The organism is Thalassovita gelatinovora (genome assembly GCF_001458355.1).
GTDB classification, from domain to species: Bacteria; Pseudomonadota; Alphaproteobacteria; order Rhodobacterales; family Rhodobacteraceae; genus Thalassobius; species Thalassobius gelatinovorus.
Map to the genome: position 1 here is coordinate 24001 of NZ_CYSA01000024.1, position 16016 is coordinate 40016.

Consider the following 16016-nt stretch of genomic DNA (forward strand, 5'->3'; position numbering starts at 1 on the left):
GTTTGTCATGCAGCGTATTTTCCGGATCTTCGCCCCGCTTGTATTCATCGCGTTGCCTGTCTTGGCACAAGCGGTGGAATTGGTCATGGTCGAACGTCAGGGATGCCATTACTGCATAGAATGGAAGGCCGATCTTGGACCGATCTACCCCAATACAGCAGCGGGCCAATACGCCCCTTTGCGGGTCATTGATATCGCCGAAGACGTTCCCGCCGACCTGAATTTCGCACGCAAAGTTGTCTTCACGCCGACCTTCATTCTGGTGGAGGAAGGACGCGAGATCGGCCGGATCGAAGGTTATCCGGGGGAAGACTTCTTCTGGGGGCTGCTTGAGATGATGCTGAAATCCAAGACAGATTTCGGCGGAGGGAGCTGAAAATGCCGCGGAAACGCGGCGTCGGGCTGGACGATGGTCCGCATATTGGGCTAAACGACCCAAACCTTAACGCGGAAAATACCTGTAAGAGGTGTTGTATGGGACTACCAGTGTTCGACGACAGCATCACCGATGACGAAATGGACCTGATGGTGGACAATGCCACCACCGCGTCCAATTTCCTGAAGGCTGTCAGCCACGAAGGTCGGCTGTTGATCCTGTGCCACTTGGTTACCGGCGAAAAATCCGTCACCGAACTGGAAGATCTTTTATCGGCGCGGCAGGCTGCGGTATCACAGCAATTGTCGCGCTTGCGTCTGGAAGGGTTGGTCGTTCCCAGACGCGACGGCAAGGCGATCTATTATCGTTTGGCCGATGACCGCCCTCGGCGTATACTTGAACTGGTTTACGAGCTGTTCTGCGCCGACGACAAAGGCTGAACGGCAACCGCGCGGCCAGGTCTGGGAGGTTCCGGCAATGCTTGATATTCTCGGTGAAGAAATAGCCATAGCCTTGGTTGGTCTGGCGGGGGGTGTCCTGCTTGGTCTGGCGGCGCGTCTGGGGCGGTTTTGCACCATGGGTGCGATCGAAGACCTTTTATATGGCGGGTCCGACCGGCGCATGCGGATGTGGATTCTTGCCATCGGCGTAGCGGTGCTGGGCGGTTTTGGATTATCCTCGGCCGGGCTGTTGCAGACCGAAACATCCTACTACCTGTCGATCCGCTGGATGCCGGTCGCTTCGATCCTTGGCGGGTTGATGTTCGGCTATGGCATGGCGCTGGCGGGCAATTGTGGCTACGGGTCCATCGCGCGGCTGGGGGGCGGCGATCTGCGCGCCTTCGTTATCGTGGTGGTGATGGGCGTCAGCGCCTATATCTTCCTGTCCGGGCCGCTGGCAGGATTGCGGGTCATGTTGTTCCCGCAAAACGCCGTGGTCAATGACATACCGCCCGGTCTGGCCCATCTGATCGGACAGTGGACCGGGTTTTCGGTGAATGCCGTCGGGATGACGATCGGTGGGCTTATCGTGCTGGCTGTTCTGGCCAAGAAAGAATTTCTAACCGATGCAAAGGCGGTTTTCTGGGCAACGGTCGTGGGCGTTGCCATCACCACCGGGTGGGCCGGCAGTTATTGGGTGGCCACCCAAGGCTTCGAAGACATCCCGGTTGTATCGCACAGCTTTTCCGCCCCGGTGGGGGAAAGCCTGCTGTATCTGATGACCGCTTCGGCGCGGGCACCGTCCTTTGCGGTCGGTTCCGTGGCGGGCGTGGCGCTTGGTGCCTTTATCGGATCGCTGTTCAAGGGGCATTTCCGCTGGGAAGCCTGTGAAGACCCGCGCGAATTGCGCCGTCAGATCACCGGGGCCGCGCTGATGGGGGCCGGTGCGGTGCTGGCGCTTGGCTGTACCATAGGACAGGGATTGTCGGCGTTTTCGATGCTGGCCTTTTCCGCGCCGGTCACTTTTCTGGCGATTTTTGCCGGGGCGGCGTTTGGACTGCGCCAGCTGATCGAAGGGTTTCAGCCAGCCGAATAACGGTCGTGGCCGGAGTATTTTTACCAAGATGAAACGGATTGATCCCCCGGCATCCGGGAAACCGGTTATTTGGCACGGGTCCGAATTTGCGCCCAGGAATAGTTTTTATTTCGCCTTCTTTTTTGGCATATTTTATGCTGAAATGATCGCATCATGGGCGCTTTGAAAACTTTATCCTGTGTTTTGTTGTTGGCATCGACGCTTGTCGCCCCTGCCCTGCCGGCCTTTGCCACCGCTCAGCCAGACCCTTTGCGACTTATCGCCACCTGCACCGGACGGATGTCGGCGCAAATGGAATTCCAGTGGATGTTCGATGGTGCCAAAGCCGATGCAACCGAAGCCGTGCGGGACAGAATGATCGACATTCTTGAGGCGATGATGTCGCCAGACCAAGGCAGGGACGTTCTGAATTGGCGTATCGAGGCGAAAATGGCCCAAGCCGCCCTGCTGTCACGCGCGGTGTTCAATCTCGATAAGCGCGACGCGCGGCGGGCACAGCGCGCCGCACAGCAGAAAATCGGGGCCTGCCGGTCGCTGCTGCTGAGCTGACTCGGCGGCGCATGGCTTCGAGAAAGCGATTCCTACCTTGCCTTTTGCGCCGGGGACGTGATTTATCGAGCTATGAAAAAAGCCTCTGACAATCCCGCCGATCCGTTCAAGAAAGCCCTGGCCGAAGCGACCAAGGTGATGGCCGACGATCCCGAACTGAATGTCGCCTATTCGGTCGACCCGTCGGGTATGGCTGGCGACACCATGCGGCTGCCACAGGTCAGCCGCCGGATGACGCGTGATGAAGTCCTGCTGGCGCGGGGCACCGCCGACGCGCTGGCGATGCAACGACGCTATCATGACGATGGCACCCATGCCCGCTATGCGCCGCCCGGCGACATGGCGCGCAGCCTTTATGAAGCGATGGAAACCGCCCGTTGTGAAGCGATGGGCGCGCGCGACATGCCGGGCACCGCCGGCAATATCGACGTCAAGATCGAAGCCGAAGCGCGGCGGCTGGGCTATGACCAGATCAAACAGCCGTCGGAGGCCCCTTTGTCGGTGGCCGCAGGGTACATGATCCGCCATCTGGCAACCGGGCGCGATTTGCCCCCGGCCTGTGACAATGTCATGGAGCTGTGGCGCGGGTTCATTGAAAATCAGGCTGGCGACACGCTGGAAAACCTGCAGGAGAAATTGTCGGATCAGGCGGAATTCGCCAAATTTGCCCGCAAGGTCATCGAAGATCTGGGCTATGGTGATCAGCTTGGCGATGATCCCGATCAGGAAGACGACGATCAGCAAGACGATGCCGAGGAAGACAGCGAAGATCAGACTGATCAAGACGATGCCGGTCAAGATGATCAGGACGACCCCGATGCAGAAGCCGACCCCGAACGGTCGCAGGACGAAACCCAGGACAGTTCCGAAGCCCAGGTCAGCATGGATGATCTGGCCGAGGACGAGATGTCGGAAGAAACCGACATGCCCGATGGCGACGCACCGCTGGAACCACCGCCGCCCCCCCCTGCCTCCGAAGCCGATCCCAATTACACCGTCTATGACGGCGGGTTCGACGAAGAAATCGCCGCCGAGGATCTGGCAGAACCGGCCGAATTGGAAAGGTTGCGCGCCTATCTTGATCAGCAGCTTGAGCCGCTCAAGGGGGCGGTCAGCCGTCTGGCCAACAAGTTGCAGCGCCGGTTGCAGGCACAGCAGAGCCGGTCCTGGCTGTTCGACATGGAAGAAGGCATTCTGGATGCCGGGCGCTTGGCACGGGTCGTCGCCAATCCGACCACGCCCTTGTCCTTCAAGGTCGAGAAAGACACCGAATTCCGCGACACGGTGGTGACGCTGCTGTTGGACAATTCGGGGTCGATGCGCGGCCGGCCGATTTCGATCGCGGCGATCTGTGCCGATGTTCTGGCCTCTACGCTGGAACGCTGCGACGTGAAGGTCGAGGTGCTGGGCTTTACCACCCGCGCGTGGAAGGGCGGACAGGCGCGCGAAAAGTGGCTGGCCGAGGGAAGACCGCAACAGCCCGGGCGGCTGAACGATCTGCGCCACATCATCTATAAGAAGGCCGATGCGCCGATGCGCCGGACCAAGGCCAATCTGGGCTTGATGATGAAGGAAGGGTTGCTGAAGGAAAACATCGACGGCGAGGCGCTGGAATGGGCGCATCGGCGGATGCTGGCGCGCCACGAACAGCGCAAGATCCTGATGGTGATTTCCGATGGCGCCCCAGTGGACGATTCGACGCTGTCGGTGAATCCGGCCAATTATCTGGAAAAGCACCTGCGCGATGTCATCGACATGGTGGAAAAGCGCAAACAGGTGGAATTGATCGCGATCGGGATCGGCCATGATGTGACCCGCTATTACCAGCATGCGGTGACGATCACCGATGCCGAACAATTGGCCGGGGCGATGACCGAGCAATTGGCAGGCCTGTTCGATCAGGATCCGCGTGCGCGGGCACGGATGATTGGCATCAAGAAAGCGGGTTGAGGATCAGGCGGGATCAACGCAGCACCGGTTGCCACGTGGTGAAAACGCGGGGCGGTTGATGTCACCCGATCGCTGCGTTCTATGCCGTCTAGCGTCACGGCCAAATGGATTGGGGCGTGACGCTAGGATGGGTGTTAGCGGCGCGAACCGGACTTGGCCGAACGGCCGAGGAATATGGCGATGACGATCCAGACCCCGGCGCGTAAAACCATCGCGCCCGCAGTGCGCATTTCATATGCACCGCCCCGAAACACGTGCCAACCGAATAGAGCGAAGACCGCCACGATCGCAAGCGCCAGCGTCACGGCAAGCGTACGCCCCCAAGGTTTGCGCATCGCGATCCCGATCCCGGCAAGCACATAGACAAAGCCCGACAGGAAATTGAACCACAACACGAAGGGCACTGCATTCCCCACAGCGGCCTGCGCTTCAGCGCCGCCAAACAAAGCCCTTCCTCCTGACACGATGGTCAGCGCACCGAACACGATCGCAATGCCTGCCGCGACCCAAAGTCCTGTCGATCCTGAATTTTTAGGTGTCATTTCAAGTCTCCATTGTCATTTTCAAGGCGCCCGTCGCGCAGGTGAAACAATCGGTCGAACCGGTCGAGAATTTTTTCGTCATGGGTGACAGCGATGATGCAGGCGTCCTGTTCTTCTGCCAGCTTGCGCAACAGATCCATCACGATGCCGGCCCGTTTGCTGTCCAGCGCGGCAGTCGGTTCATCGGCCAGAATGATGCGCGGGCTGTTGGCAAGCGCACGGGCAATCGCAACGCGCTGTGCCTCGCCGCCTGACAACAGGGCCGGCATGGCGCGGGCGCGGTGTCCCACCTCCAGATAGTCCAGCAATTCCTGCGCCCGGGCTTGCGCCTGCGCACGCGGTTTGCCCGCCAGTTGCAGCACGAGCGCCACGTTGTCGGCGGCGTTCAGGAACGGCAGCAGGTTATGCGCCTGAAAGATGAACCCGATCTTGTCGAGCCGAAGTCGGCGCAGATCAGAGCGCAGCCAACGATTGTCATAGACCAGCTCCCCATCCAGACTGACCTGCCCCGTGGAAGGTTCAATGATGCAGCCGATGATGTTCAATAGCGTTGTTTTACCCGAACCGGATGGGCCCAGCAGCGCCACGACTTCGCCCGCATGTACCGTCAGGTCAAGATTGCGAAGCGCATCGACGCGCGTTTCACCTTCACCGTAATGTTTGGCCACGCCGCTGATATCGACAATTACCCGATGGCTGTCATCCCGCATGGCCTATCCCCCCAAAGCGGTGGCAGGGTCCACCTTCAACGCGGCGCGCACGCCCAGCCCAGAAGCCAGCACGCAAACCACAAGGATGATCCCGGTCAGCGCCAGCGCATTGACCGGTTCCAGCAGCACGCGGCGGGGGAAGTAATCCTTCACCGTCATGATCAGCCCAAGGCCAAGGACAAGCCCCACCCCCCCAAGCGCAACAGATTGCTGCACGATCAGCGCGATAATGGTGCGGTCCGGTGCGCCGATCAGCTTCAGCGTGGCGATCTGTTTCAGCTTTTCCATCGTCATCGTGTAGATGATCAGTGCGATCACCACGGCAGACACTGTCAACAGGATGCCAAGGAACAAACCAATCTGCTTGCGCGCCTTGTCGACCACCGATTTGATCAGGATGTCTTCCTGATCGGCCTGCGTCAGGGCGGCAAGGTGTTTCCACTGCCGCACCGTCTGCGCCACGCTGCGCGCATCCACATTGGCATCCAGCCGTGCGATCACGGCGGCAACCGTGGCGTTGCTGGTGGCTGCCGACCCGCGTGCGACCTGAACACGCGCCGCCGGAGGGGCAAGCTGCGTTTGCAACACCTGCGCGTCGGCCAAGGTGATGAAAATTGCGGGATCGCCGCCCGAATTCATCGTATCCTTGACCAGCCCGACAACTTCGAACCGATTGCGGCCAAGGGGGATCGTGTCGCCAAGCGCCAGCCCGCTTTTAGTGTCGGCCACCATTTCGAAATGACTGGCCTCCAGCCCGCGCCCTGCCGCGATGGTTTGGGGGCCGCCCAGTCGCCCCCGTTCGTAACCGATGACGTAAAGCCGCAGCACCGCCCCGCCAAAGGGGGCTTCGATCGTCTGATAGGTGATACTGCCCGCCTCGGTGACACCATGCAGCCGCGCCACCGCATCGCGGGTGTCATTGGGAATTTTGGAGGCCTCGGCAAAGGGTCCCTGAGTGTCGGCTTCCACCACCCAGATATCCGCCTGAGGGGCTTTCACCACGTTCAGCGCATCAGCGACCAAACCGTTGTAAATCCCCATCATCGCCAGAACCACAGTCATCAGCAGGCCCAAGCCGAGACAGGTCAGGATGAAGCGAAACAGATTGTGACGTACATCGCGCCAAGCCAAGTTCATGGCGCATCCCCCGTCACACGCGCAAGCCGTCCCTCGGCCAGGGTCTTGTTCGGGCTTGCCACGATCTGCGCGCCTTCGGGCAGATCCGAAACAACCTCGACTCGGGCATCTTCGGTGCGATGGCCAAAGATCAGAGGCACGTTTTTCAGCCGTCCATTTTGCACCACCCAGACACGGCCCTGATGACCGTCAAACCCCTGAACCGCGATTTCCGGCACCAGTATCGCGCTGTCGAGCGTGGCGGTGGTTATGCGCACCTCGGCCTGTTCGCCCAGAAAAGCCTGATCCGGGCAATCGGTGCAGGTGATCCAGACCCGGCGTTCTTCGTTCACGCGGTCGCTTTCGATGCCGATACGGGCAACCGTGCCCGTGAACACCGAATGCGGCAAGGATCGCAGTCTGATTTCGGCAACCTGCCCCAGCGCCAGTTCACCGGCACGCCCTTCGTCGATATAGGCCTGCACCCAGACGGTTTTCGGGTCCATCAAGGTGAAGATCACATCGCCTGAGCGCACCACGGTGCCCGTTTCGGCGTGGCGCTGGACGATGACGGCATCGAATGGGGCCGTCAGCACATGGTGGTCCAGCAACGTCTGTTCATATCGCAACGCTGCGCGAGCATCCGCGGCTTGCGCCGTGGCGACGCCCACATCGCTTTGCGCAACAGTCAGATCGGCGACGGCAACATCGACATCGCGTTGGGCTTCTTCTGCCAAAGCCGAGGCAATTGTGCTGCGCGACGCCAATTCCTGCTGACGCGCGTTTGCCGCCAACCGCTGCCCCAACACCGCGTCCGCCCGTTCGACATTGGCTTCGGCCTTCTGAATTGCGGCTTGGGATGCCGCCACTCCCGCCTCGGCTCGCGCCACCCGGGCCACTTGTTCTGCGGGATGCAGCTTGGCCAGAACGTCACCTGCGGCCACGACATCATTGCTGTCGACCATCAGGTCTGTCAGCGCCGCGCTCACTTCGAAGCCGATTTTCGAGACGACTCGCGCCTCGACGGTGCCCAGCCCGAAAATCCGAACCGGCACATCCTGTTCGACTGTCACCACCGGCACAAACACCGGACGTTCGGTCAGGAAAAACCACCCCGCGACCGCAACCGCCGCGACGGCTGCCATCCCGAAGATATTGCGTTTTGTCAGAAGTCTCATGCGGTTTTCTCCATCAACGCCGGGGCGCGGAACAATGCAATCTGACGGGCCAGCAATCGCCCACCTTCGGCTTCCAGCGAAAAGGTGCGTTGTCCAAGCGACCAGCGGATCGCCAACCCCTGGACCAGTGATATCAGCAAAATCGCAGCATCCGATGGCGCGATATCTGAACGGAACACGTGTTGCGCCTGCCCTTCGGCCAACGCCTCAACCAGCAACTTCTGAAACCGGGCCATCAGGCCCAGGAATTGCGTACGCAGCGCAGCATTTTCGGCATGAAGTTCGCGCGAATGCAAAATTGCCGGGATCGCGGGGCTTGCCGTGATCTGACGCAGTTGCACCAAGATCAGTGCCGTTACCCGATCTTCTGGGGATGCGTCAGTTGCCAGAACGTCTTCCCATGCTTCGGACATGATTTCGGATATATGGGAGGCAACCGCCAACCAGATATCTTGCTTTGTCGGGAAGTGCCGAAATATCGCCGGCTGGGTCAAACCTACGGCCTTGGCCACTTCATTCGTCGTCAAACGGTCTGGCCCCAGCTCATCTGCCAGTCTGAGCATTGCGATGACGATTTCAGTCCTGCGACTGTCAGCTGATTTGCGTGCGCTCACGTGCCATGGTCCGATATGTTAGTTATCAATCACTAACATATCGGACCTTAGCGGCGTTTTGTCAACCTGGTTGGAAAAAACCGATGATACCCACCAATATATCAAACCTGACATCCAATATCTTCCAAGCGTATCTGGAACGCGGTTTGAAACTAACTTACTGGATTTAAATAAGTTCTAAAGGGCGTGGGAATTTTGTTGAACAGATGATATGGAACGACTGCTCCGGTGGGCGTATTTGAACCAAGGTGAAAACCATTTGCGTCTTGGGGTTGTTTCCGACACCTAAAACACGTTTTCTGGGCCTGTTACATTTTGGGAGACGCAATGTTTCAATCCTTTGAAGAAAGCGCTGATCCGGGTCAGGGACCGGCGCGTCTTGCCGCGCTGCGCCAGATGTTGGCGCACGAAGGTCTGAGCGGGTTTCTGGTGCCACGCGCCGATATGTATCAGGGCGAATATGTTGCCCCGCGCGATGATCGGCTGGCCTGGCTGACCGGGTTCACCGGATCGGCCGGCTTCTGTGCCGCGTTATTGCACGATGCCGGCGTATTCATCGACGGGCGCTATCGGACCCAGGTCAAGACGCAGGTCGATCTGGATCATTTCACCCCGGTGCCCTGGCCGGAAACCCGGCTGCAGGACTGGTTGCGCAACAGCCTGCCGCAAGGTGGCGTGGTGGGGTTCGATCCCTGGCTGCATACCAGCGATGAGATTTTCAAGCTCGAACAGGATTTGAAAGGTAGCGCGATAGAACTGCGCCCGGTGGCCAATCAAGTCGATGCGATCTGGGCCGACCAACCCGATCCGCCCCGCGGCAAGGTATTCGTTTACCCCGACGACATGGCCGGTGAAAGCCATGGGGAAAAACGCGCCCGGCTGGCCGCGACCCTGCGCGAAGAAGGACAAAAGGCGGCGGTGATCACCCTGCCCGACTCATTGGCCTGGTTGTTGAACATCCGTGGCAATGACATTCCGCGCAACCCGGTGGCCCATTGCGTTGCCATCCTGCACGATACCGGCCATCTGAGCCTGTTCATCGAAGCGGACAAATTGGACGATACGGTGCAGGAGCATCTGGGCGATGAGGTTACGCAACTGCCTTTTACCGGCTTTGCGGCAGCCTTGCGCACGCTCAGCGGTCCGGTGCGGGTCGATAAAGCCACTGCGCCGCTACAGGTCGTGCGGGAACTGGAAGACGCCAATGTGGCGCTGAACTGGGGCCCGGACCTGTGCATCCTGCCCAAGGCCTGCAAAAACACCACCGAAATCGCCAATACCAAAGCCGCGCATCTGCTGGACGCTGCGGCGATGTGCGAATTCCTCTGCTGGTTCGATGCCCAGCCCCCGGGCAGCATCAGCGAAATCGATGTGGTAACGACGCTGGAAAACATGCGCCGCGCCACCAATGCGCTGCGCGATATCAGTTTCGACACCATTGCCGGTACCGGTCCGAACGGGGCAGTGATTCATTACCGGGTGACGCAGCACACCAATGCGATGCTGCAAGACGGCCAATTGATCGTGGTCGATAGCGGCGGGCAGTATTTGAACGGCACCACCGATATCACCCGCACCCTGCCAGTGGGCGAAGTTGGAGCAGAGGAAAAGACCTGTTTCACCCGCGTATTGCAGGGCATGATCGGGATTTCGCGGCTGCGCTTTCCCATCGGGCTGGCGGGGCGCGACATCGACGCGATTGCACGCATGCCGCTTTGGGTCGCCGGACAGGATTTCAACCATGGCACCGGCCATGGGGTTGGGGTTTACCTGTGCGTGCATGAAGGACCGCAGCGGATCAGCCGGGCGTCCGACGTGGCGTTGAAACCGGGAATGATCCTGTCGAATGAACCGGGCTATTACCGCGAAGGGGCATTTGGTATCCGGATCGAAAACCTGATCGTGGTACAGCCAGCCGCCGATCTGGACGGGGCCGATGACCGGCCGATGTTGGATTTTGAAACGCTGACCTGGGTGCCGATCGACCGCCGCCTGATCCTGTCGGAAATGCTGAGCAAGGCTGAACGCGACTGGATCGACGGATATCACGCTGCGTGCCGCGACAAAATCAGCCCTCGGCTTAGCGAGGCTGCGCAGCTATGGTTGCGCCAAGCCACCGCGCCGCTGTGACATCTGTTTGTCATAAACATCCGGCACAGCGAGATGCGAACAGGAAACAGGGAGAAAAGCATGACCGATATTACGATCCGCAAGGCGGAAGGCACTTGGGTTGTCCGCGCAGGCGGGGCCGTTCTGGGGGAAAGCAAGGATGCGCTGGAATTGAGCGAAGGATCTTTGGCCCCGGTGATCTATTTCCCGCGCGGCGATGTTGCGATGGCGTTTCTCGACAAAAGCGATCACAGCACCCATTGCCCGAAGAAGGGCGATGCAAGCTATTATTCCATCGTGACCAAAAGCACGACATTGGAAAACGCCGCCTGGTCCTATGAAGCCCCCAAGGAAGACGTTGCGCGGATCAAGGATTATCTGGCCTTCTACGGGTCCGATACATTGGCTGTCGAACGGGTCTGATCCGTGCAAGCCGTAACGACAGCGGTTCAACTGTGTTCTTCTGCGGCTTTGGTCGCCAGCGCACTGTTATAAGTCTTCAGCGCATCGACATGGAACAAGGCTCCCAGCGGTTCGCGGGGGCCTTGCGGATCTGAAACAGGTCCGACGATTGGAATGAACGGCACCCCGGCCCGATCAAACAGGGGCATCGCCTGCTCCAACGTCGCTTCGACATCAAGGAAAATCCCGTCTTCGACCATTTCGCGGCAGCGCTCGATATCCGCCGCGCCGGGATCTTCGGGGAGACGCATCAGCGTGGCCGCCCGGAACATCGACAGAAGATAGGCCTGCGGTCCGGCTGCCAGATGGACATTGCGCCGTTCCAGTTGGGTCAGGAAAAACGACCGGTCCACCAGACGCGAAGCCAATGCCGTCGACAGCGACACCGCCACCATCACCGCCAGCCCGGTTTGCCAATCCCCGGTCAGTTCGAACACGATCATGGTGGTGGAAATCGGTGCGCCGAGAACGGCCGCTGCGACCGCCCCCATGCCTGCCAACGCGTAAAGCGTATGTGCGCCGGACACTTCGGGGAATATCCCGGTCGCAATCAGCCCGAAGGCCAGCCCGGTCAGCGCCCCGATCATCATTGACGGGGAAAACATGCCGCCGCCCATCCGACCCGCCATGGTGATCACGACCGCAAGCACCTTGACCATTGCAAAAAGGATCGCCTGTCCCAGCAAAAGCTGCCCGGTCAGCGTCGCCGAAGTGGTTTCATAACCGACCCCGATGATATGCGGAAACCAGATGGCCATGGCCCCCAGCACCGCCCCGGCCAGCGCCGGGCGCAGCCAGCGCGGCATGCCGCTGCGATCCTGAATGAAATTGCCGATATCTTCCGCCAGGAAGACCGAACGCATCAGCAGCGTCGCAACCAGCCCGCAAATCAGCCCCAGCAAAAGAAAAGCGGGCAATTCGACATAGAATTCCAGCACATTCGCTTCGGGCAGGTGAAATTCGGTCACCCCGCCAAATTCCAGCCGGTTGATGATCGTGCCGGCCACGCTGGCGATCACGATCGGGGCAAAGGCATGCACAGCGAAATGGCGCAATATCACTTCCAGCGCGAACAGCGCCCCGGCGATAGGGGCGTTGAAGCTTGCTGAAACGGCAGCGGCCACGGCACAGCCCAGCAAATCCCGCCCGGTGATGCCATCGGCATGGATCCGGTTGCTGACCCAACCGGAAATCACCCCGGCGATATGCACGACCGGTCCTTCACGGCCCGTCGACCCGCCAGTGCTGAGCGTGATGAAAGAAGCAACGGCCGACGCAATCCCGGCACGTCCCTCGACCCGCCCGTTATTCATCGCCGCACCTTCGACCACGTCGGCCACCGCCCGCACCCGCGCGTCGGGGGTGAAAAAATGCAACACCAACCCGGTCGCCAACCCGCCTGCGACCGGCAGCAGTAATATCCAGTACCAAGGCAGCGTTTCGGAAAGGTGTCGCAAATTGGCGGTGTTGTCGGTGCCGTAAAGAAAGGCTTGAAACAACTCGATCCCTTTGCGGAAAAACAACGCGGCAAACCCTGCCGAAGTGCCGATAGACGCCGCAATCAGCCAGAACTGAAACTGGCTAGGCCCTTGTCGGCGCATCAACTGAAGGGCTTCGACAAAGAAATGCAGCCAATCGCGGATCAGCTGAAAAAATTGGTTTCTGATCCGCTCGGGCATTGTGCCTTCCCTGCACTTTCACTCTTTTCGCGCCCCGTCGGTTGGCCTAGGTTTTCCGGCACCAGCAACGGGAGACAGAAATGACGATCCAGAACGCACTTGCAGAGCTTACATCCTTACTAGGCCAAGGGCTGAGCCGCTCCAAGTCCGATCTTGACCAGCATGGCGCGTCCGAGTCGCATTTTCCGCTAAGCCCACCCGATGCTGTGGTTTATCCCGAAAGCACCGAACAGCTGTCGGACATCGTGAAAATCTGCGCCCGCCATGGCTGCCCGCTGATCGGCTGGGGGGCGGGCACCTCGCTGGAAGGTCAGGCGCAAGCGTTTCAGGGCGGCGTATCGGTCGATTTTAGCAATATGAATAAACTGCTGCGCGTCAGCCCCGAAGATATGGACGTGACAGTGCAGCCCGGCATGACCCGTGAAGAGCTGAATACCGAATTGCGCGCAACCGGATTGTTTTTCCCGGTCGATCCTGGGGCCAACGCGTCGATTGGCGGCATGGCGTCGACCCGGGCCAGCGGCACCACCGCAGTGCGCTATGGCACCATGCGCGACAATGTTTTGGGATTGCAGGTGGTGCTGGCCGACGGCCGGATCATCCATACCGGCACGCGGGCCCGGAAATCTTCGGCAGGGTATGACCTGACCGGGTTGTTTGTCGGTGCGGAAGGCACGTTGGGATTGATCACTGAATTGACGCTGCGGCTGCATGGGCAGCCCGAAGCGATCACCGCCGCCGTCTGTGCCTTTGACAGCATTGACGACGCAGTACAGGCGGTGATTGCCACGATCCAGATGGGCATTCCGATCGCCCGGATCGAATTCGTTGATGCCGCCACGGCGGCGGCCTTCAACGGTTATTCAGGATCGGACATGCCGCTGTGCCCGCATCTGATGGTGGAATTTCAGGGCTCCGAAGCAGGCGTTGCCGAACAGGCCGAAATGTTTGGGGACATCGTTGCCGACCATGGCGGTAAAGGATTCGAATGGGCGACCAAGCCGGAAGAGCGCACCGCCTTGTGGAAAATGCGCCATCATGCGCATTGGGCGGTTCTGGCATCGAAACCGGGAGCCAAGGCGCTGGTCACGGATATCTGCGTGCCCATTTCGCGGCTGGCCGACGCGGTCAACGAAACCCGCGCCGACATCGAAACTTCGCCGATTTCAGGGCCAATTCTGGGTCATGTCGGCGACGGCAATTTTCATGCGATCCTGTTGTTCGATGACGCCAACCCCGACGAGGTGAAGGCGGTCGAAGCGCTGTCACACCGGATGGTCGAACGGTCCTTGGCGATGGGCGGTACCGCAACCGGCGAACACGGCATCGGGATCGGCAAGAAAAAGTACATGGAAGCCGAACACGGCGCGGCATGGGATGTGATGGGCGATATGAAGCGGGTGCTTGATCCGCAGAACATCATGAACCCGGGCAAGATGCTGCGCGGGAATTGAGCACTGCTTGCGACCCGTGTTCCGGGGCGCAATATTTCAAGATCCTACAACGATCTTAAACATGAGTTTTGATGTTCAGGACGTCGCGGCCAGCAATGCCCGCGCCGCGCCGCGTGCTTCTTCTGTGATGCTGTCACCGGCAACCATGCGGGCGATTTCATCGACCCGTTCGTCCGCATCCAACGGCACAACGGTCGACGTCGTGACATTATCCGCGACCCGCTTTTCCACCCGCCAATGATGCGCCCCCAAGGCGGCGACCTGCGGCGAATGGGTGACCACCAGAACCTGCGCCCCTGCCGCCAAGCTGGCCAGACGCCGGCCCACCGCGTCGGCGGTGGCGCCCCCTACCCCACGATCAATTTCGTCAAAGATCATGGTGATGCCCGATTGGCTTTGATGCAGGCTGACTTTCAACGCCAACAGGAACCTGCTGAGTTCGCCACCCGAAGCGATCTTGGCCAACGGCCCGGACGGCGCACCGGGATTGGTGGCAACGGTGAAAGCCACCGCGTCGCGTCCTTCGGGGCTGGGATCGGCCGGGCCGATTTCAGTGGTGAACACCGCACGTTCCATTTTCAGCGGTGCCAATTCATCCGACACCGATTTGTCCAGACGCGCCGCCGCTTCGGTCCGCGCCGCGCTCAGATGCGTTGCAGCTTGATCATATGTTGCCTCTGCCACAGACAGAGACTGCCGCAGCGCGGCCATATCGGCATCGCCCCGGTCCAGCGCCGCCAGCCGCCCGCGCAGATCTTCGGCAAAGACGCCCAGTTCATCCGGCACCACCCCATGCTTGCGGGCCAAGCCGCGGATGGCGAACAGGCGTTCTTCGGTTTCTTCCAATTCATGCGGATTGAAACTCAGGCTTTGTAGCGCGGTTTCGACCCCTTGCACCGCGTCGCCCAGTTCGTTGAAGGCGCGACCCAAGGCTTCGATCGCGCCATCCAGCGCACCTTCGGCCTTGTCCGCCGCCCCGTCGAGCCAGCGCATCGCGTCGCCCATTGCGCCTTCGGCCCCGTCGCCCGACAGCACCTGTAATGCGCGCGACACGTCTTCACGGATCCGTTCGGCCCCTTGCATCTGACGCCGGCGACTGTCCAGTTCGGCATCTTCGCCCGGCTGCGGATCAAGCTGATCAAGTTCGGCCACCGCATGACGCAGGAATTCTTCTTCGGCGCGCATTTCGGCCAAGGCGGATTCGGCCTTGGCCAGCTCCTTGCGATTTTGCGCCAGATCGCGCCACGCCGCGCGGGTGGTGCCCTGCAAATCGGGATAAGCGCCGAACGTGTCCAGCAACAGCCGGTGCCCCTTGGGATCAAGCAACCCACGATCATCGTGCTGCCCGTGCAGTTCGATCAGGGTTTCCGACAGATTGCGCAGCACCTCACCAGAGCAGCGGCGATCGTTGACCCAAGCGGTTTTACGGCCCTCACGGGTATTGACCCGGCGCAGGATCAATTCTTCGCCATCGGGCAGACCGGCGTCCTGCAACACGGCATGGGCGGGATGACCTGCCGGCAAGTCGAAAACGGCGATCACTTCGCCCTGATCGGCCCCGCTGCGGACCAATTCGGCCCGCCCGCGCCAGCCCAGCACAAAGCCCAGAGAATCCAGCAGAATCGATTTACCCGCCCCGGTTTCGCCGGTCAGCACGTTCAAACCCGGCTGGAAATCCAATTCCAGCCGGTCGATGATCAACATATCGCGGATTTCAAGCGCGCGCAGCATTCCGCCACCT

The 16016-nt window shown here is 60.2% G+C and carries 15 protein-coding genes; 8 read left to right on the plus strand and 7 right to left on the minus strand.

Translation table 11 applies throughout. The features are described from left to right. Positions 1–7: 7 nt before the first annotated feature. The 5 genes from TG4357_RS12095 to cobT all read left to right on the plus strand — a co-directional run bounded on the left by TG4357_RS12095 (position 8) and on the right by cobT (position 4411). Positions 8–376 carry a thioredoxin fold domain-containing protein gene (locus tag TG4357_RS12095; protein WP_058263163.1) on the plus strand — a complete coding sequence of 123 codons (369 nt, stop codon included), beginning with the start codon at positions 8–10 and terminating at the stop codon, positions 374–376. Between the two features lie 98 nt (positions 377–474). After that, complete coding sequence (locus tag TG4357_RS12100) at positions 475–816, plus strand: ArsR/SmtB family transcription factor (RefSeq protein ID WP_058263164.1); 342 nt, start codon at positions 475–477, stop codon at positions 814–816. 37 nt (positions 817–853) lie between these two features. Next, positions 854–1912, plus strand: a complete 1059-nt coding sequence (locus TG4357_RS12105) for a YeeE/YedE family protein (protein ID WP_058263165.1) — start codon at positions 854–856, stop codon at positions 1910–1912. Between the two features lie 153 nt (positions 1913–2065). Further along, entirely contained in the window at positions 2066–2461 is a 396-nt protein-coding gene (locus tag TG4357_RS12110; protein WP_058263166.1) for a hypothetical protein, read from the plus strand. 72 nt (positions 2462–2533) lie between these two features. Further along, complete coding sequence (cobT, locus tag TG4357_RS12115) at positions 2534–4411, plus strand: cobaltochelatase subunit CobT (protein ID WP_058263167.1); 1878 nt, start codon at positions 2534–2536, stop codon at positions 4409–4411. A gap of 134 nt (positions 4412–4545) precedes the next feature. Here the strand turns inward: cobT and TG4357_RS12120 are convergent, their stop codons facing one another. Genes TG4357_RS12120 through TG4357_RS12140 form a run of 5 tightly spaced genes read right to left on the minus strand, consistent with a single transcriptional unit; the run spans position 4546 to position 8520 of the window. After that, positions 4546–4953 (minus strand): hypothetical protein, encoded by a 408-nt coding sequence (locus tag TG4357_RS12120; RefSeq protein WP_058263168.1) that lies wholly within the window; start codon positions 4951–4953, stop codon positions 4546–4548. Further along, positions 4950–5663 carry an ABC transporter ATP-binding protein gene (locus TG4357_RS12125; RefSeq protein WP_058263169.1) on the minus strand — a complete coding sequence of 238 codons (714 nt, stop codon included), beginning with the start codon at positions 5661–5663 and terminating at the stop codon, positions 4950–4952. Before TG4357_RS12125 ends, TG4357_RS12120 begins: the two co-directional genes overlap by 4 nt. Before the next feature lie 3 nt (positions 5664–5666). Beyond that, positions 5667–6800, minus strand: coding sequence for an ABC transporter permease (locus TG4357_RS12130; protein ID WP_058263170.1), 1134 nt, complete (start codon positions 6798–6800; stop codon positions 5667–5669). Continuing rightward, positions 6797–7957, minus strand: coding sequence for an efflux RND transporter periplasmic adaptor subunit (locus TG4357_RS12135; RefSeq protein ID WP_058263171.1), 1161 nt, complete (start codon positions 7955–7957; stop codon positions 6797–6799). Before TG4357_RS12135 ends, TG4357_RS12130 begins: the two co-directional genes overlap by 4 nt. Next, entirely contained in the window at positions 7954–8520 is a 567-nt protein-coding gene (locus TG4357_RS12140) for a TetR/AcrR family transcriptional regulator (RefSeq protein WP_058263172.1), read from the minus strand. Before TG4357_RS12140 ends, TG4357_RS12135 begins: the two co-directional genes overlap by 4 nt. A 378-nt stretch (positions 8521–8898) precedes the next feature. Between TG4357_RS12140 and TG4357_RS12145 the strand changes: the two genes are divergently transcribed. Further along, positions 8899–10701, plus strand: coding sequence for an aminopeptidase P family protein (locus TG4357_RS12145; protein WP_058263173.1), 1803 nt, complete (start codon positions 8899–8901; stop codon positions 10699–10701). A 60-nt stretch (positions 10702–10761) separates the two neighbouring features. Continuing rightward, positions 10762–11103 (plus strand): DUF427 domain-containing protein, encoded by a 342-nt coding sequence (locus tag TG4357_RS12150; RefSeq protein ID WP_058263174.1) that lies wholly within the window; start codon positions 10762–10764, stop codon positions 11101–11103. A gap of 26 nt (positions 11104–11129) precedes the next feature. Here TG4357_RS12150 and TG4357_RS12155 read toward each other — a convergent pair whose 3' ends face one another. After that, the gene (locus tag TG4357_RS12155; protein ID WP_058263175.1) at positions 11130–12821 is read right to left on the minus strand and encodes a chloride channel protein; all 1692 of its coding nucleotides are present in this window, start codon (positions 12819–12821) and stop codon (positions 11130–11132) included. An 80-nt stretch (positions 12822–12901) separates the two neighbouring features. Here TG4357_RS12155 and TG4357_RS12160 point away from each other — a divergent pair, with 80 nt between their 5' ends. Beyond that, positions 12902–14275, plus strand: coding sequence for an FAD-binding oxidoreductase (locus TG4357_RS12160; protein WP_058263176.1), 1374 nt, complete (start codon positions 12902–12904; stop codon positions 14273–14275). A 75-nt stretch (positions 14276–14350) separates the two neighbouring features. On the opposite strand, the gene recN is transcribed toward TG4357_RS12160, so the two are convergent. Then, positions 14351–16006 (minus strand): DNA repair protein RecN, encoded by a 1656-nt coding sequence (recN, locus tag TG4357_RS12165; RefSeq protein ID WP_058263177.1) that lies wholly within the window; start codon positions 16004–16006, stop codon positions 14351–14353. Between the last annotated feature and the right edge of the window lie 10 nt (positions 16007–16016).

What these genes read in the sequence shown, in the direction of transcription:
- TG4357_RS12100 (WP_058263164.1), top strand. Translation starts at nt 475, where the DNA reads ATGGGACTACCAGTGTTCGACGACAGCATCACCGATGACGAAATGGAC.
- TG4357_RS12150 (WP_058263174.1), top strand. Translation starts at nt 10,762, where the DNA reads ATGACCGATATTACGATCCGCAAGGCGGAAGGCACTTGGGTTGTCCGC.
- TG4357_RS12135 (WP_058263171.1), bottom strand. Translation starts at nt 7,957, where the DNA reads ATGAGACTTCTGACAAAACGCAATATCTTCGGGATGGCAGCCGTCGCG.
- TG4357_RS12155 (WP_058263175.1), bottom strand. Translation starts at nt 12,821, where the DNA reads ATGCCCGAGCGGATCAGAAACCAATTTTTTCAGCTGATCCGCGATTGG.
- TG4357_RS12120 (WP_058263168.1), bottom strand. Translation starts at nt 4,953, where the DNA reads ATGACACCTAAAAATTCAGGATCGACAGGACTTTGGGTCGCGGCAGGC.
- TG4357_RS12160 (WP_058263176.1), top strand. Translation starts at nt 12,902, where the DNA reads ATGACGATCCAGAACGCACTTGCAGAGCTTACATCCTTACTAGGCCAA.
- TG4357_RS12140 (WP_058263172.1), bottom strand. Translation starts at nt 8,520, where the DNA reads ATGCTCAGACTGGCAGATGAGCTGGGGCCAGACCGTTTGACGACGAAT.
- TG4357_RS12125 (WP_058263169.1), bottom strand. Translation starts at nt 5,663, where the DNA reads ATGCGGGATGACAGCCATCGGGTAATTGTCGATATCAGCGGCGTGGCC.
- TG4357_RS12110 (WP_058263166.1), top strand. Translation starts at nt 2,066, where the DNA reads ATGGGCGCTTTGAAAACTTTATCCTGTGTTTTGTTGTTGGCATCGACG.
- TG4357_RS12095 (WP_058263163.1), top strand. Translation starts at nt 8, where the DNA reads ATGCAGCGTATTTTCCGGATCTTCGCCCCGCTTGTATTCATCGCGTTG.
- TG4357_RS12130 (WP_058263170.1), bottom strand. Translation starts at nt 6,800, where the DNA reads ATGAACTTGGCTTGGCGCGATGTACGTCACAATCTGTTTCGCTTCATC.
- TG4357_RS12145 (WP_058263173.1), top strand. Translation starts at nt 8,899, where the DNA reads ATGTTTCAATCCTTTGAAGAAAGCGCTGATCCGGGTCAGGGACCGGCG.
- recN (WP_058263177.1), bottom strand. Translation starts at nt 16,006, where the DNA reads ATGCTGCGCGCGCTTGAAATCCGCGATATGTTGATCATCGACCGGCTG.
- cobT (WP_058263167.1), top strand. Translation starts at nt 2,534, where the DNA reads ATGAAAAAAGCCTCTGACAATCCCGCCGATCCGTTCAAGAAAGCCCTG.
- TG4357_RS12105 (WP_058263165.1), top strand. Translation starts at nt 854, where the DNA reads ATGCTTGATATTCTCGGTGAAGAAATAGCCATAGCCTTGGTTGGTCTG.